The 16,372-nt window shown below is 64.4% G+C and carries 15 protein-coding genes; 7 read left to right on the top strand and 8 right to left on the bottom strand.

The genetic code is table 11. The features are described from left to right. Positions 1–11: 11 nt before the first annotated feature. The 6 genes from P0M04_RS17180 to P0M04_RS17155 form a co-directional block, all read right to left on the bottom strand. Positions 12–278: an FAD assembly factor SdhE gene (locus P0M04_RS17180; protein ID WP_091665316.1), complete on the bottom strand. Its 267-nt coding sequence runs from the start codon at positions 276–278 to the stop codon at positions 12–14. Between the two features lie 90 nt (positions 279–368). Further along, positions 369–1,079 carry a succinate dehydrogenase iron-sulfur subunit gene (locus P0M04_RS17175; protein WP_281042033.1) on the bottom strand — a complete coding sequence of 237 codons (711 nt, stop codon included), beginning with the start codon at positions 1,077–1,079 and terminating at the stop codon, positions 369–371. Positions 1,080–1,094: 15 nt separating this feature from the next. Then, on the bottom strand, positions 1,095–2,873 hold the full coding sequence (gene sdhA / locus P0M04_RS17170) for a succinate dehydrogenase flavoprotein subunit (protein ID WP_281042032.1): 1,779 nt from the start codon (positions 2,871–2,873) through the stop codon (positions 1,095–1,097). A gap of 2 nt (positions 2,874–2,875) precedes the next feature. After that, the gene (gene sdhD / locus P0M04_RS17165; RefSeq protein WP_259452988.1) at positions 2,876–3,247 is read right to left on the bottom strand and encodes a succinate dehydrogenase, hydrophobic membrane anchor protein; all 372 of its coding nucleotides are present in this window, start codon (positions 3,245–3,247) and stop codon (positions 2,876–2,878) included. 5 nt (positions 3,248–3,252) lie between these two features. Then, positions 3,253–3,675 (bottom strand): succinate dehydrogenase, cytochrome b556 subunit, encoded by a 423-nt coding sequence (gene sdhC / locus P0M04_RS17160; protein ID WP_281042031.1) that lies wholly within the window; start codon positions 3,673–3,675, stop codon positions 3,253–3,255. Between the two features lie 139 nt (positions 3,676–3,814). Beyond that, entirely contained in the window at positions 3,815–4,612 is a 798-nt protein-coding gene (locus P0M04_RS17155; protein ID WP_259452822.1) for a GntR family transcriptional regulator, read from the bottom strand. 263 nt (positions 4,613–4,875) lie between these two features. Between P0M04_RS17155 and P0M04_RS17150 the strand changes: the two genes are divergently transcribed. Genes P0M04_RS17150 through acnA form a run of 4 tightly spaced genes read left to right on the top strand, consistent with a single transcriptional unit; the run spans position 4,876 to position 10,181 of the window. Further along, positions 4,876–5,868 (top strand): malate dehydrogenase, encoded by a 993-nt coding sequence (locus tag P0M04_RS17150; RefSeq protein WP_259452821.1) that lies wholly within the window; start codon positions 4,876–4,878, stop codon positions 5,866–5,868. 50 nt (positions 5,869–5,918) lie between these two features. Next, a complete protein-coding gene (locus tag P0M04_RS17145; protein ID WP_259452820.1) occupies positions 5,919–6,917 on the top strand; it encodes an HpcH/HpaI aldolase/citrate lyase family protein in 999 nt (332 codons plus the stop codon). Further along, entirely contained in the window at positions 6,917–7,429 is a 513-nt protein-coding gene (locus P0M04_RS17140) for a hypothetical protein (RefSeq protein WP_259452819.1), read from the top strand. Before P0M04_RS17145 ends, P0M04_RS17140 begins: the two co-directional genes overlap by 1 nt. 43 nt (positions 7,430–7,472) lie before the next feature. Further along, positions 7,473–10,181 carry an aconitate hydratase AcnA gene (acnA, locus tag P0M04_RS17135; RefSeq protein WP_259452818.1) on the top strand — a complete coding sequence of 903 codons (2,709 nt, stop codon included), beginning with the start codon at positions 7,473–7,475 and terminating at the stop codon, positions 10,179–10,181. Positions 10,182–10,339: 158 nt separating this feature from the next. Here the strand turns inward: acnA and P0M04_RS17130 are convergent, their stop codons facing one another. Continuing rightward, positions 10,340–11,017, bottom strand: a complete 678-nt coding sequence (locus P0M04_RS17130) for a Fe2+-dependent dioxygenase (RefSeq protein WP_259452817.1) — start codon at positions 11,015–11,017, stop codon at positions 10,340–10,342. Positions 11,018–11,033: 16 nt separating this feature from the next. After that, a complete protein-coding gene (locus tag P0M04_RS17125; protein WP_259452816.1) occupies positions 11,034–13,337 on the bottom strand; it encodes a TonB-dependent receptor in 2,304 nt (767 codons plus the stop codon). Between the two features lie 287 nt (positions 13,338–13,624). On the opposite strand from P0M04_RS17125, the gene P0M04_RS17120 reads away from it, so the two are divergent. The 3 genes from P0M04_RS17120 (at position 13,625) to P0M04_RS17110 (ending at position 16,365) form a co-directional block, all read left to right on the top strand. Continuing rightward, a complete protein-coding gene (locus tag P0M04_RS17120; RefSeq protein WP_259452815.1) occupies positions 13,625–14,878 on the top strand; it encodes a DUF2863 family protein in 1,254 nt (417 codons plus the stop codon). A 168-nt stretch (positions 14,879–15,046) separates the two neighbouring features. Further along, positions 15,047–15,919, top strand: a complete 873-nt coding sequence (locus P0M04_RS17115; protein ID WP_259452814.1) for an alpha/beta hydrolase family protein — start codon at positions 15,047–15,049, stop codon at positions 15,917–15,919. Next, positions 15,916–16,365 (top strand): MarR family winged helix-turn-helix transcriptional regulator, encoded by a 450-nt coding sequence (locus tag P0M04_RS17110; RefSeq protein WP_259452813.1) that lies wholly within the window; start codon positions 15,916–15,918, stop codon positions 16,363–16,365. Before P0M04_RS17115 ends, P0M04_RS17110 begins: the two co-directional genes overlap by 4 nt. Positions 16,366–16,372 lie beyond the last annotated feature (7 nt).

Here is a 16,372-nt window from a genome sequence, read left to right as displayed (position 1 = left end):
TCCGGTTTCGCTCAGGCTTGCCGCAGCCGCGCCACCAGGGCGCGGACATGCGGGAGGTCGACCTCGCCTTCGGGCTCGGCGCGCCCCAGCAGCAGGTCCATCAGCGGGTTATCCGCCAGGTCCAGCAGACGGGTCAGCGCATCGACTTCCTCGTCCGTCAAGGTTTCTTCATGCGCATCCAGGAAGCGCGTGAGGATCAGGTCGTTCTCGAGCAGGCCACGGCGGGCGCGCCAGCGCAGGCGGGCACGGTTGGCGGGGTCGGATTGATGCGTATTCACACTAGAGTCCGTTGTTGGGTCAACACTATACTCCGGCTGCCGGTAGCCGGCAGTACGGTAGTTTTACTGTTACGTATCGATGAGCCGGGATTAGATCGCGCGGCGTACCAGCAATTCCTTGATCTTGCCGATGGCCTTGTTCGGGTTCAAACCCTTCGGGCACACGTCCGTGCAATTCATGATCGAGTGGCAGCGGAACAGGCGGTACGGGTCTTCCAGGTTGTCCAGGCGCTCGTTGGTCGCCTCGTCGCGCGAGTCGGCGATGAAGCGGTACGCCTGCAGCAGCCCGGCCGGGCCCACGAACTTGTCCGGGTTCCACCAGAACGACGGGCACGACGTCGAGCAGCACGCGCACAGGATGCACTCGTACACGCCGTCCAGCTCTTCGCGCTCTTCCGGCGACTGCAGACGCTCCTTTTCAGGCGGGATCGACTCGTTGATCAGGTACGGCTTGATCGAGTGGTACTGCTTGAAGAAGTTGGTCATGTCCACGATCAGGTCGCGGATGACCGGCAGGCCCGGCAGCGGACGCAGCACGATCGGCTGCGTCAGCTCGTTCAGGTTCGTCGTGCAGGCCAGGCCGTTCTTGCCGTTGATGTTCATCGCGTCCGAACCGCACACGCCTTCGCGGCACGAGCGGCGCAGCGCCAGCGAGTCGTCGACGTCGGACTTGATGCGCTGCAGGACGTCCAGCAGCATCTTGTCGGTGTCTTTCAGCTGGACGGTGACGTCCTGCATATAGGGCTTCGAATCCTTGTCCGGATCGTAGCGGTAAATCTTCAGTTGGACTGTGCGTGCCATTGTTTGGTACCTAAATTAGAACGTGCGGGGCTTCGGTTTGAACGTGTCGACGGTGAGCGGCTTGGTCACGACCGGCTTGTAGTCGAGACGGTTGCCTTCCGAGTAGAACAGGGTGTGCTTCATCCAGTTCACGTCGTCGCGCTGCTCGTAGTCGCTGTGGGCGTGGGCGCCGCGCGATTCCTTGCGCGCCGCGGCCGACACGACGGTCGCCTTGGCCACTTCGATCAGGTTGTCCAGTTCGATCGCTTCGATGCGCGCCGTGTTGAACACCTTCGACTTGTCCTTGAACGAGACGTGCTTGCGGCGCTCGTCCAGGGCCATGATTTCCTTGACGCCTTCGTCCATCAGCGCCTGCGTGCGGAACACGCCGCAGTGCTTCTGCATCGTGGCGCGGATGTCGTTCGCGACGTCCTGCACCTTCTCGCCGCCGGTCGAGGTCTCCAGGCGGTTCAGGCGGCCCAGCGCGTAGTCGGCGAAATCCTTCGGCAGCGCGCGGTTGCCCTGCTCTTTCAGATTCTGCGCAACGATGTGGTTGCCGGCCGCGCGGCCGAACACCACCAGGTCGAGCAGCGAGTTCGTGCCCAGGCGGTTCGCGCCGTGCACCGACACGCACGAGCATTCGCCGATCGCGTACAGGCCATTGACGACCTTCTGCGAACCGGTGCCGTCGGGGACGACGACCTGGCCGTGGATGTTGGTCGGGATGCCGCCCATCTGGTAGTGGATGGTCGGCACGACCGGGATCGGTTCCTTGGTCGCGTCGACGTTGGCGAACTTGTGGCCGATTTCCAGGATCGACGGCAGGCGCTTGCGGATCGTGTCCGCGCCGATGTGGCGCAGGTCCAGCAGCACGTGGTCCTTGTTCGGACCCACGCCGCGGCCTTCCTTGATTTCCTGGTCCATCGAGCGCGACACGAAGTCGCGCGGCGCCAGGTCTTTCAAGGTCGGCGCGTAGCGCTCCATGAAACGTTCGCCATTGCTGTTGATGAGGATACCGCCCTCGCCGCGCACGCCTTCCGTGATCAGGACGCCCGCGCCGGCCACGCCGGTCGGGTGGAACTGCCAGAACTCCATGTCCTGCAGCGGGATGCCGGCACGTGCCGCCATGCCCAGGCCGTCGCCGGTGTTGATGAAGGCGTTGGTCGACGCGGCGAAGATACGGCCCGCGCCGCCCGTGGCGAACACGGTCGTTTTCGCCTGCAGCATCATGACGTCGCCCGTTTCCATTTCCAGCGCGACGACGCCGAGGACGTCGCCGTCGGCATTGCGCACCAGGTCCAGCGCCTGCCACTCGACGAAGAAGTGCGTGCGCGAGCGGACGTTACGCTGGTACAGCGTGTGCAGCAGCGCGTGGCCGGTACGGTCGGCGGCGGCGCAGGCGCGCTGCACCGGCTTCTCGCCGAAGTTCGCGGTGTGGCCGCCGAACGGACGTTGATAGATCGTGCCGTCCGGGTTGCGGTCGAACGGCATGCCGAAGTGTTCCAGTTCGTACACGACCTTCGGGGCTTCGCGGCACATGAATTCGATGGCGTCCTGGTCGCCCAGGTAGTCCGAACCCTTGACGGTGTCGAACATGTGCCAGTACCAGTCGTCCTCGCTCATGTTGCCGAGGGACGCGCCGATGCCGCCCTGTGCGGCGACCGTGTGCGAACGGGTCGGGAACACTTTCGACAGCACGGCCACGTTCAGGCCCGCTTCGGACAGTTGCAGCGCCGCGCGCAGGCCGGAACCGCCGGCGCCGACGATGACGACGTCGAAATGGCGGACGGGGATGTTGGTGTTGATTGCTGCCACGATTACACGCTCCAGAGAATTTGCACAGTCCAGGCGGCGCAGGCGAGCAGCCAGAGCACCGTGGCGATCTGCAGGGTCAGGCGGATGCCGACCGGTTTGACGTAGTCCATCCAGATGTCACGGATGCCCACCCACACGTGGTAGAACAGGCCGAAGAACGTGACCATCGTGAAAAGCTTGAACCACTGGCGGGCGAACAGGCCGGCCCAGCCTTCGTAGGTGAAATTCTGGCCGGTCAGGAACGAGACCAGCAGGATGACGGTGAAGACGACCATCACGATGGCGGTCACGCGCTGGGCCAGCCAGTCGCGCATGCCGTAGTGCGCGCCGACGACGAGGCGGCGCTGTCCGATGTTCTTGGGGGTAGTAGCCATGATAATTAAAACACTCCGAACAGTTTGAGGGCGACCAGCAGGGTCAGCGCCAGGGCGACGACCAGCACGTAACGGGCGGTGCGCTGCGAGGCGTCCTTGTCCAGGGCCATGTGATTGTCCATGAACAGGTGGCGGATACCGGCGCAGAAGTGGTGCAGGTAGCCCCAGGACAGGCCCAGGATGACGATCTTCGTGAACGGATGGCTGACGATGCCCGCGAAGTGCGCGAACGAGATCTCGGAACGGATGCTCTGCTCGAACAGGTAGAGCAGGAACGGCAGGAAGAGGAACAGCACGAAGCCGCTGATACGGTGCAGGATCGACACGATGGCCGACGGCGGCTGCTTGTAATTCATCGTGATGTCCGTAATGCTCACATTACGGATCGGCTGCCCTCTTTTTTGCGCGTTTTTCACGGCTTCGGACATTGGAACACCTCCCTTAAAGCGTATATTTATAGTGGACCCGGGATTGCGCCGGCGGGGTCGTCGACGCTTGCCCAAAATCAAGGCATTGTAATCGCTGCAAGCGATTCATGCACCAGCATAGAGCCGGCACAAAAACAATTCAGGACAATTCGTTTTGGTAATGGTGTTTGGTGGTCAGATACAGCCCACGCCGCAATTCCACCGCCTTGTCTCCATAGGTGAACGACACCCGGTCCGCGCACAGCAGCGGCGTTCCTTCCGGCACTTTCAGCGCCAGTGCCGTGGGCGTGTCCGCCGCCACCGCCCGGATCTTTTCCGACGCGCGGATCATGCGCGTGCCGAACTCCGATTCGAACAGTCCATACATCGGGCCCTTGTATTCCGCCAGGCGCTCGGCCGTCAGCCCCTTGAACAGCTGCCCCGGCAGCCAGAGTTCTTCCAGGATCGTCGGCGCGCCGCCGTCGCTCATCAGCCGTTTGATATAGACGACCGCGTCGCCCGACTTCAGGTCGAGCAGGCGCGCCACCTCGGCCGGCGCACGGATGCGCTTGACCTCGAGGTATTCGTGATCGAAATGCTGGGGGACGCCCTCGTCGGGCATCAGCTTGAGGAAACGGAAGTGGGCACGCGCCTCGTTGTGGGTGGCGACGAACGTGCCTTTACCCTGGCGGCGCACGACGAGGTGCTCGGCGGCGAGCTCGTCGATGGCCTTGCGTACGGTGCCCTGGCTGACCTTGTAGCGGCCGGCCAGCTCGACTTCGCTGGGGATCAGTTCGCCCGGCTTCCACTCGCCGGACTGCAGGCTCTGCGTGATGAGCGCCTTGATCTGCTGGTAAAGTGGAGAGAAGGTGGGGGAAGGCGCCGCGCCGCCGACAGCGCTGCCGGCGCTCGTATTCGTGGCGCCATTGCTGTTCGGATTGGACGGGGCTGGGTTCATAGACAGCGATTTTTTCATAAATCCAAAGGTCCGTCCAGTGGAGAAACCCTCGGATTATGTGTCTTATATAAGACATATGATATGAATTGACAGATGGAATCGTGCGGGCATACACTCGCGGTCGATCGAGCGTGGGCGCCCCGCCTGTCGGCAACTGTCGCACGCCCGGCCCGCGGGTAGTGCTTTTGGTATGATTGCAGTTTTCCCAAACTGGCGTATCCTCTGCGTCGCCCCGTTTTTCTTTCCCACTTTGGAGATTCATCATGGCTAAAACCCCTAAGCGCGTTGCCGTTACCGGCGCGGCCGGCCAGATCGGCTATTCCCTGCTGTTCCGCATCGCCAACGGCGACATGCTGGGCAAGGACCAGCCGGTCATTCTGCAGCTGCTCGAAATCGACAACGAAAAAGCACAGAAGGCGCTGAAAGGCGTCATGATGGAACTGGAAGATTGCGCATTCCCGCTGCTGGCGGGCATGACCGCCCACAGCGACCCGATGACCGCATTCAAGGATGCCGACGTCGCCCTGCTGGTCGGTGCCCGTCCGCGCGGCCCGGGCATGGAGCGTAAAGACCTGCTGGAAGCCAACGCCCAGATCTTCACGGTGCAGGGCAAGGCCCTGGACGCCGTCGCATCGCGCGACGTGAAAGTCCTGGTGGTCGGCAACCCGGCCAACACCAACGCCCATATCGCGATGAAATCGGCCCCGAACCTGCCGGCCAAGAACTTCACCGCCATGCTGCGCCTGGACCACAACCGCGCCCTGTCGCAAGTCGCTGCCAAGACCGGCAAGGCCGTCGGCGGCATCGAGAAGATGGTCGTCTGGGGCAACCACTCGCCGACCATGTACGCCGACTACCGCTTCGCTACGGTCGACGGCCAGTCGGTCAAGGACCTGATCAACGACCAGGAATGGAACGCCAATACGTTCCTGCCGACCGTCGGCAAGCGCGGCGCCGCCATCATCGACGCCCGCGGCGCATCGTCGGCAGCTTCGGCCGCCAATGCCGCCATCGACCACGTGCGTGACTGGGTGCTGGGCACCAACGGCAAGTGGACCACGATGGGCGTGCCGTCGGACGGTTCGTACGGCATCCCGGAAGGCATCGTCTTCGGCTTCCCGGTGACCACCGAAAACGGCGAGTACAAGATCGTGCAGGGCCTGGAAATCGACGCGTTCTCGCAAGAGCGCATCAACCTGACGCTGAACGAACTGAACGAAGAGCGCGCAGGCGTCGCTCACCTGCTGGGCCAGTAATCCCATAACGGCGGCGCGCACGACGCGCCGCCGTTTTTTTCGGAATCAATATGCATCCTTCCGAGGTTTTATTCCAGGGCCAACGCCAGCCATTGCTGCTCCCTGCCTGCGACCACTATGCCGGCAGCGAGAAGCTGATGCGCAAATCGATGGCCCTGCAACAAGAGCTTGGTCCCATTTTCGACATCACCTTCGATTGCGAGGACGGCGCCAGCGCCGGCGACGAGCGCGCGCACGCCGAGCTCGTGGCAACGTTGATCAACAGCGACGACAACCGCCATAACCGGATCGGCGCCCGCCTGCACGACGTGGGGAGTGTCCATTTCGCGCAGGACGTCGAGATCATCGTCGGCGCCGCCGCGCAAAAGCTCGCCTACGTCGTGCTGCCCAAGCCGAACAGCCTCGAAGACGTGCTGCGCGCGCAGGACCTCGTCAACTTGGCCGCCGCAAAAGCCGGACGCGGAGAAGAAAAGCGCCTGCCGCTGCACGTCCTGATCGAAACGCACGGCGCCCTGCACGACGTGTACGCGATCGCCGCCCTGCCCCAGGTCGAATCCCTGTCGTTCGGCATCATGGATTTCGTCTCGGCCCACTACGGCGCGGTGCCGGCCGCCGCGATGCGTACGCCGGGTCAATTTACCCATCCCCTCGTCGTCCGGGCGAAGCTGGAGATGGTTGCGGCATGTCATGCGCATGACAAAGTCCCTTCGCATAATGTGACGACCGAGATCAAGGACAGCGCCGTCGTCGCCAACGACGCCCAGCGTGCCGCCGCCGAATTCGGCTTTACGCGCATGTGGAGCATCCACCCCGACCAGATCAAGCCGATCGTCAAGGCGTTCACGCCGCGCCTGGCCGAGGTGAACGAAGCGACGAGCATCCTGACCGCGGCCATGGCGAAGGACTGGGGTCCGATCGCCCACGGTGGCCGCTTGCACGACCGCGCCAGCTACCGATATTATTGGACAGTGTTGCAGCGCGCGAAGCTGGCCGGCCTTGCGCTGCCGGATGCCGCGGCGGCACTCGTCAATCAACCGGAATCCATCTGATGGCCATCACTCTGAAACACATCGCTGCCGCCTGTGCCTTTGCGCTCGCGGCCGCTGGTCTTTGCGTGCAAGCATCCGCTGCCGAAACGCACCCCAAGGCAACCAAAGTCTTGAAAGAAAAGGCAAAATCCTCCAAGCATAAAAAGGCAAAAAAAGAGGACACTAAGCAAGACATCGCCGACAACGAGCCCGAACCGGACATCACCGACACGACGATGGCCGAGTATTCTTGCGAATTGAACAACAAAGTCACCATCTACCGCAACCTGATGGACGACAGCCACATCGCCCTGCGCTGGAAGAACCGCCTGCGCCTCATGGACAAGGTGGGTACGACCACGGGCGCGCAGCGCTACGAGAATGCGAAGCTCGGCCTGGTCTGGATCGGCATTCCGTCGAAAGGCATCCTGCTCGATTCGAAGCAGAGCCGCCAGCTGGCCAACGAATGCAAGGACGCGGAGCAGGCCAGGCCGCCGGTGGTGGCCGCGGCGCCGGCCGAACCGAAAAGCTGATTGAGTTGCAGGTAACAACAATATCCCCACAAAGGAGAAGTTAATGTCTCAGAACACGTTGAATACGCTGAAGGAATTCCCGCTCGCTGGGGGACAGACCGGCCAGTTCCATTCCCTCCCGGCCCTGGCCGAATCGCTGGGCGTGAACCTGTCGCGCCTGCCGGTGTCGATCCGTATCGTCCTCGAATCCGTGCTGCGCAATTGCGACGGCAAGAAGGTGACGGAAGAGCACGTCCGCCAGCTGGCGAACTGGGGCCCCACCGCCGCCCGCACCGAAGAGATCCCGTTCGTCGTCGCCCGCGTCGTGCTGCAGGACTTCACCGGCGTGCCGCTGCTGGCCGACCTGGCCGCGATGCGCAACGTGGCCGCCAAGACCGGCGCCGATCCGAAGAAGATCGAGCCGCTCGTCCCGGTGGACCTGGTCGTCGACCACTCGGTCACGATCGACCACTTCCGCACCCCGGACGCGCTCGACCTGAACATGAAGATCGAGTTCCAGCGCAATAACGAGCGCTACCAGTTCATGAAGTGGGGCATGCAGGCGTTCGACACGTTCGGCGTCGTGCCCCCGGGCTTCGGCATCGTCCACCAGGTCAACCTGGAATACCTCGCGCGCGGCGTGATGAAGAACGGTTCGATGTACTACCCGGACACGCTGGTCGGCACCGACTCGCACACCACCATGATCAACGGCGTCGGCGTCGTCGGCTGGGGCGTGGGCGGCATCGAGGCGGAAGCCGGCATGCTGGGCCAGCCGGTCTACTTCCTGACCCCGGACGTCATCGGCGTCAACCTGACCGGCGTGCTGCGCGAAGGCTGCACCGCGACCGACCTGGTGCTGACCATCACCGAGATGCTGCGTAAAGAGAAGGTCGTCGGCAAGTTCGTGGAATTCTTCGGCGAAGGCACCGCGTCGCTGTCGACCACCGACCGCGCCACCATCGGCAACATGGCACCGGAATACGGCGCCACGATGGGCTTCTTCCCGGTCGACGAAAAGACCGTCGACTACTTCCGCGGCACCGGCCGCACGGAAGAAGAACTGGCCGCCTTCGAAAACTACTACAAGGCCCAACAACTGTTCGGCATCCCGAAAGACGGCGAGATCGACTACACCCGCGTGCTGCACCTGGACCTGTCGACCGTCACCCCGTCGCTGGCCGGCCCGAAGCGTCCGCAGGACCGCATCGAACTGGGCAACGTGAAGCACAATTTCACCGAGCTGTTCTCCAAGCCGACGAGCGAAAACGGCTTCAACAAGTCGCCGGAAGACCTGTCGAAGGTCTACGAGACGACCAACGGCGTGCGCGTGAAAAACGGCGACGTGCTGATCGCCGCGATCACCTCGTGCACCAACACGTCGAACCCGAGCGTGCTGCTGGCCGCGGGCCTGCTGGCCAAGAAGGCCGTCGAAAAGGGCCTGACGGTCGCACCGCACATCAAGTCGTCGCTGGCGCCGGGATCGCGCGTCGTCACCAACTACCTGGAAGCGACCGGCCTGCTGCCGTACCTGACGCAGCTGGGCTTCGGCGTGACCGCGTACGGCTGCACCACCTGCATCGGCAACGCCGGCGACCTGACGCCAGAACTGAACGCCGCGATCACGTCGAACGACATCATCGCCGCCGCCGTCCTGTCGGGCAACCGCAACTTCGAAGCACGTATCCACCCGAACATCCGCTCCAACTTCCTGGCCTCGCCGCCGCTGGTCGTCGCCTACGCGATCGCCGGCAACGTCACGCGCGACCTGATGACGGAACCGGTCGGCAAGGGTTCGGACGGCGTCGACGTCTACCTGGGCGACATCTGGCCGACCTCGCAGGAGATCCACGACCTGATGAAGTTCGCGATGAACTCCGAGGTCTTCAAGGCCAACTACGCGGACGTCAAGGGCAACCCGGGCGCGCTGTGGGAAGCCGTGTCGTCGGTGTCGGGCCAGGTCTACGACTGGCCGGAGTCGACCTACATCGCCGAGCCGCCGTTCTTCGGCGACTTCGAGATGACCCCGAAAGCGGCCGCCGCCGGCATCGCCAATGCGCGCGCGCTGGGCGTGTTCGGCGACTCGATCACCACCGACCACATCTCCCCGGCCGGTTCGATCAAGGAAGACGGTCCGGCCGGTAAATGGCTGAAGGACCACGGCGTCATCAAGGCCGACTTCAACTCGTACGGCTCGCGCCGCGGCAACCACGAGATCATGATGCGCGGTACGTTCGCGAACGTCCGCATCAAGAACAAGATGATCCCGCCGAAAGCCGACGGTTCGGCAGTCGAAGGCGGCATCACGATCCACCAGCCGAGCGGCGAACAGCTGTCGATCTACGACGCGGCCATGAAGTACATCGCGGAAGGCACCCCGACGATGATCTTCGCGGGCGAAGAGTACGGCACCGGCTCCTCGCGCGACTGGGCGGCGAAAGGCACCCAGCTGCTGGGCGTGAAGGCCGTGATCGCCCGCTCGTTCGAGCGCATCCACCGTTCGAACCTGGTCGGCATGGGCGTGCTGCCGCTGCAGTTCCTGGGCGACGACAGCGTCGAGACGCTGGGCATCACCGGCAACGAGACGTATGACCTGAAGGGCCTGGAAGGCGAGATCCGTCCGCAGATGCAGGCTACGCTGGTCATCCACCGCGCCGACGGCTCGACCAAGGAGACTTCGGTCCTGCTGCGCATCGATACGCCGATCGAAGTGGATTACTACAAGCATGGCGGCATCCTGCCGTTCGTGCTGCGGCAGTTGCTGGCGGCTTAAGCTGCTTTAGAAAAGCAAAAGGGCTGGAACCTTGACGGGTTCCGGCCCTTTTTCATTGTTACCTTTAAGACCGTCGCCCCTGCGAAGGCAGGGGCCCAAGTTCGTTGCCCAGCCGGCAAACTTGGGTTCCCGCCTGCGCGGGAACGACGGTCTTGAGGTCAGGTCTCCGCCCACATCCGGAGCAGGTTGTGATAATGCCCTGTGAGGGCCACCATCTCCGCCCCATCGCCGTGCTTCGCACGCAAGGCCTGGATGTTGGTGTCCAGCTCCAGCAGCATCGCCCTCTTCCAGTCGTCGCGCACCATGCTCTGCACCCACAGGAACGATGCCACGCGCTCGCCGCGCGTCACCGGCTTCACTTCGTGCACGCTGGACGACGGATAGACGATCGCATCGCCCGCCGGCAGCTTCACTTCGTGCGTGCCGTACGTGTCGACGACCGTCAGCTCGCCGCCGTCGTAGTCGTCCGGATCGCTCAGGAACACGGTGCACGACACGTCCGAGCGGACGGGTGATGCACCCCGTTGCGAGCGGATGGCGCCGTCGATGTGCAGGCCGTAGTGTTCCCCGCCCGCATAGCTGTTGAAGAACGGCGGCAGGATGCGCAACGGGAGCACGCTCGAAAAGAACAGCGGGTTCGCCATCAGCGCGGCGCTGACGATCTGGCCCAGTTCCAGCGCGAGCGGAGAACCCTCCGCCAGCTGGCGGTTGCGCTTGACCTGCGCACCCTGGCTCCCGACGCTCGCGCGGCCGTCGATCCAGTCCGTCGCATCCAGGCGCTCGCGCATGGACTTTACCTGGTCCGCGGTCAGCACGCCTGGAATATGGAGCATCATGGACTGCGCGTCCCGATTAGAACTTGACGTTGGCCGACAGGGTGGCCGAGCGGCCCGGACCCACTCCGGCATAGTGCGGCGACGAGACCTTGTCGAAGTACAGCTTGTCGGTCAGGTTCTGCACGTTCAGCTGCAGGCTGATGTCCTTGTTCAGCGCATAGCTGGCCATCGCGTCGAAGCGGGTATAGCCCGGCACCCACTTGTTGTTGTTGACGTTCGCGTAGACCATCGACATCGAGTTCAGGCCCATGCCGAACGTGAAGTCCTTCGTGACGGCATACGTCGTCCACAGCGAGGCCGAATGCTTCGGCGTCGTCGGGAAGCGGTTGCCGTTGTACGGCGAGACCACGTACACGGGCTTCGCGGTCGTGCCGATGTTCAGGTAGCCGTTGTCCGCGATTTCCGCGTCCAGGTACGTGTAGCCGCCGAACACGCTCCACTGCGAGGTCAGCTTGCCGGAGAAGCCCAGCTCGACGCCCTTGATTTCCTTGCGGCCGACGTTCTGCGTCGTGCCGTCCGGTGCCGTCACGCGGGCATTGCTCATCGTGCTCTTGAAAACGGCCGCCGTCAGCGACAGGCGCCCGCCCGGCATCACGTCCCACTTGGTGCCCAGTTCAAAGTTCTTGCTGCGCTGGGGCTGCAGGTTCTGCACGGCCACCGTCAGCGCGTCCAGGCCGTCGCCGCCGTCGTTGCCCGGCGGGGTCGCCGACGTCGCATAGGCCAGGTAGATGCTGCCGTTCGAGGCCGGCTTGTAGACGAGGCCCGTCTGCCAGCTCCAGAAGGTGCTGTCGACGTGTGCCGCCACGGCCGCCGTGGTCGCCGTCGGCAAGGTCTTCAGCGTGGTCTGGAAGTCGTCGTAGCGCGCGCCCAGGTTCACTTGCCACTGCGGGTTGAATTCGATGGTGTCGAACGCGTAGGCCGCCTTCGTCTTCGTGTTCACGTGCGTCAGCGCGCCCGACACGGCGCGGGTATAGACCCACGGATCGTACGGGTTCGGATCGACGAGCGTCGTGCAGTTGTACAGCGTGGTGCTGCCGGACGTCGGGCAGGTGAACGTGTTCGTCAGCGGGTTGTTCGTGCCCGGCGTGAAGACGTAGGCGGCGCGATCCGTCGTCTCGCGGTCGAACTCGACGCCCGCGTTGTACGAATGCTTGATGCCGGCGGTCTGCAGGTCGCCCGACACGCTCGTCACGTTCGACAGCGTGCGGGTTTCCGTGACGCGGGTGTTGGCACGGCGCCAGACGGTGCCGTACAGGACCGTGTTGCCCTTCGAGTCGTCCGGCTGGGTCCAGACGTAGTCGTTGTTCGACTTGCCGTAGCGCGTGACGTTGCGCAGGGTGATGCCGTTGGCCAGCTGGTGGCGCAGGTCGATCGTCGCGATGTCGCTCTTGGTGTCGCGGAAGTCGCGGTTGGCCAGGCCGTAGAACGTCGAGCGGTCGACGTTGAACGGCGTGCCGTTGCCGTTCTTCGACACGTTGGTGCCGGTCGTGATCGGGTTGTTGAACGGGATGCCCGTGTCCGGGATCTCGTGCGACGTCATGTGGTAGACGCTGACGATGGCGCGCGTCGGGCCGGTCAGGCCGAACGTCACGGTCGGCGCCACGCCCCAGCGCTTGCCGCCGACGATGTCGCGGCCCGGCACGTCGTTCTCGTGCGCCATCACGTTCAGGCGGAACGCGCTGTTGCTGCCGATGTTGCGGTTGATGTCGCCCGTGATGCGGCGGTACTTGTCCGTGCCGATGCCGACGCTGGCGTGGTTGAAGTCGTACGACTGCGCCGTCTTCGTGATCAGGTTGACGCCGCCGCCGGCCGACGAACGGCCGCCCAGCGCCGAATTCGGGCCCTTGACGACTTCGACCTGCTCCACGGCGAAGATCTCGCGCGACTGCGAACCGGCATCGCGGATGCCGTCGATGTACGTGTCCGTCTGGGCGTTGTAGCCGCGGATGAACATGTTGTCGCCGACCGGGTTGCCGCCTTCGGCCGCGCCGATGGTGATGCCGGGCACGGTGCGCAGCGCATCCGTCAGCGACGTGGCGCCCGTCTGCGCGATGACCTCGGCCGGCACGATGGTGACGGATTTCGGCGTGTCGAGAAGCGGTGCGGTGAATTTGCTGTTGGCCGAGGTCGGCTGCTGCTGGTTGGCGCCCGTCACCTGCACGCTGGGAATCGACGGATCGGGGGTGACGTCCGGCGCGGCATGGGCGACGGCGGGCAGGGCCAGCGACGCGAGCATGGCCAGTGCCGGGGTCGGCAGCGTACGGACATGCTTGCGGCTGGTGATGAAGGAATTCGGGGTGTTGTTTTTCTTCGTGGTCATGGTGTGGGGGGTGTTGCCCTGCCGGGCGTCTCGCTGCGCCGTCATTAGCAGGAACTAAGCAGGAACATGAATGAGAACGATTCGCATTATGATTCTGATTAGTACTTTTAGCAAGCAGAACTGGACAATAAATACGAAGGTGACGTGGGAATACGACGGTGCCGATCTTGCCGTCGTGTCACTGGGGCGTGGGCGAATCAACTACAATACCGGGGATAAGGGTTTATCATGACCCGAGATGTCAACCAAGAATACGAATCACCTTACTGAAGAGACTCCTCAAGCGTATGCGTCGCCCTTCCAAAGACTCACCCAAACTTTCGGCAGAAAGCCAGCGTCTCATCAGCATCAGCAACGCCATCGTGCAGGCCGCCAGCCGCGTTGAAGAACGGACCTGGGAACGCAACCTCGACACGCAGCTGCAGAAGCTGCTCAAGACGAACCACCAGGACAGCATCGACGCCGCCCTCAACGTCCTGTTCAAGGGCGATCTTGCGGTCTACGACGTGCTGATGGATGGCGTCGAGGCAGTCAGCGAGTCCTCGACGATGACCGAGCAGGCCAAGGACGGTCTTGAAACCACGTGGCAGGTGCTGCTCGTCGCCGCGCCGATCCTGGCCTGGACCCGCTTCTCGATCGCGTCCGGCACGATCCCCGGCGACATCCTGAACACGCTGACGGCGCACTTCTCCGCCCACCTGCTGGCCGACAACACGAAGCTGGCCATTGCGCCGACCCTGTACTCGATCGACCAGCTGCCGCGCACCCACGCCGAGACCTATTCCCTGACGCACAAGCTCGCCGCTGCTGCCCACAAGGGCTCGACGGTGAAGCCGGCCGCGCCGGGCCCGGACACGTCGCAATTCCTGGCCGACACGCGCTACTTGCTCGTGGCCGTCGTGGCCCCGGTGGGCGCCCCGCTGTTCCGCTGGCAGGAGCCGCAGCACCACATCAACTTCGAAGCCGAGCGCGAGAACTGCCTCGAGCAGTGGCGTGCCCAGGCCGGCCCGAACATCGCACGCCTGCTGCCGGGCTGCGGCGTCGAGCTGCTGCTGCCGGAAGCGTATTACGTGGCATGCCGCGAGGCGGATAAACTGATCCGCCCGGTATCGATCCGCGCCGCCGTCCACTACCTGACGAACACGCTGGGCGTGGAACCGAACGACCTGCGCGCGGTCGTGGCCGGCTTCGGCGACGAAGTCAACGACAGCCAGGTCGACGAATACCGCGTCGGCTTCACGTTGCGCCAGTCGTCGGACGTCGTGTACGGCATCGTCTGGCCCCTGTACGGCCAGGAAGACGAGGAAGGCACGCCGATGGAAGGCCCGGCCGGCGGCGGCGACCGCCCGCTCGCGCCGCTGGACGAGATCGTCAAGCACCTGAACGACGTCGGCATCACCCACGTCAAGCGCATCGGCGAACGCTACGTCGCGGAGTACTGCGACGACTGCGGCGCACCGCTGTTCGCCGACCCAAGCGGCGAGCTCGTCCATGCCGAAATGCCGGAAGACACGCCGGCGGGGAACGAGCACTTCCACTGACGCGCGACAGCGCCTCGACCACGAGACCCGGCCACGTGCCGGGTTTTGTTTTTGTTTCCAAGAACCGGGGTCAGATCCCGGTTTTTGGAAATTGCTTCTAATTCCTGCGTTGACGATATCGGGGCCGGCCGCTAAATTAGTTAACACGTTAACTAAATCGCCGCCACCATGGAACCCGTCGCCATCCCCCTCCCCGGTTCGAACACGATCGCCGCCACGTTGTGGCAAGCGCCCGATCCCCGTGCCGTCGTGCTGCTGCACCCGGCCACCGCCGTCACGCAGCGCTACTACGAAGCGTTCGCGCACTACCTGCACGGCCTGGGCCTGCACGTGCTGACGTACGACTACCGCGGCACGGGCCGCTCGCGCCCGCGCGACCTGCGGCAGTGCACCGTGACGATGGCCGGGTGGATGGAGGACGACAACGCGGCCGTCACGCGCTGGGCCGCCGCGCGCTTCCCGGGACTGCCGCTGCTGGCCGTCGGACACAGCGTGGGCGGGCATGCGATCGCGCTGTCGTCCGCCACCGGACTGCTGACCGCGGGCGTGCTCGTGGCGTCGCATGCGGGTGTCACGCGTACGGTCCGGGGCGCCGTCGAGCGGGCCCGCGTGTGGTGCGTGATGCGCCTGCTCGCGCCCGTCCTGTGCCGCCTGCTGGGCTACATGCCCGGCCGCCGCATCGGCCTCGGCGAAGACTTGCCGCGCACCGTGATGCTGCAATGGAGCCAATGGACGACGCTGCCCGGCTATTTCCTCGACGACCCGACAATGGAGGCGCGCCAGCGCATGGCGCGGGTGCGGGTGCCGCTGCTCGTGCTCGGCTTCGACGACGACCCGTGGGCGAATCCGCGCGCCATCGGCATCCTCGTGCAACCGCTCGTCAATGCGCGCGTGGAGCGGCGCCAGGTCGCCCCGCGCGACGTGGGCCTGCCCGCGATCGGCCACATGGGATTCTTCCGCCGCCAGTGCGCACACGCACTCTGGCCGCAGGTGGCCGACTGGCTGCTGGCGCACTGTCCCGTGAAGGAAGCAGCACGATGACGGCTGCCAAAAAACCGCCCCGCTTCGTCTTCCTGCTGAACCGCGCGCAAAAGGTGCTGCAGCGCTGGATCGAGACGCGGCCGCAAGCCTGGGACGGCATCAGCTCGGCGCAGGCGGGCCTGCTGTTCCTGCTCGCGTCGCGGGACGATCCGGCCACGGTCGGCGACATCGCGAAGGGCCTGCAGGTGGCGCCGGCCGCCGTCACGAACCTGTCCAAGCGGATGCAGGCGGCGCACCTGATCGAGCGGGTGGATGACGATGCGGACGGTCGCGTCACGCGCGTGCGCCTGACCGCGCAGGGACAGGATGCGAGCCGCCAGGCCCACGCCGTGCTGCAGGACCTGAACGCGCGCCTCACGACCGGGTTCACGCCGGACGAACTGGACGTCGTCGCGCGCTGGCTGGCGCAGGTCGCCGAACTCGAGCGCGACCTGCCGGGCGGCTGAACAGGAG

Origin of the sequence: Telluria mixta, from assembly GCF_029223865.1 — a bacterium.
In the GTDB taxonomy this organism is placed as follows: Bacteria; Pseudomonadota; Gammaproteobacteria; order Burkholderiales; family Burkholderiaceae_D; genus Telluria; species Telluria mixta.
The sequence above is the reverse complement of the archived record's forward strand: the minus strand, read 5'-3'. Positions and strand labels throughout refer to the sequence as shown.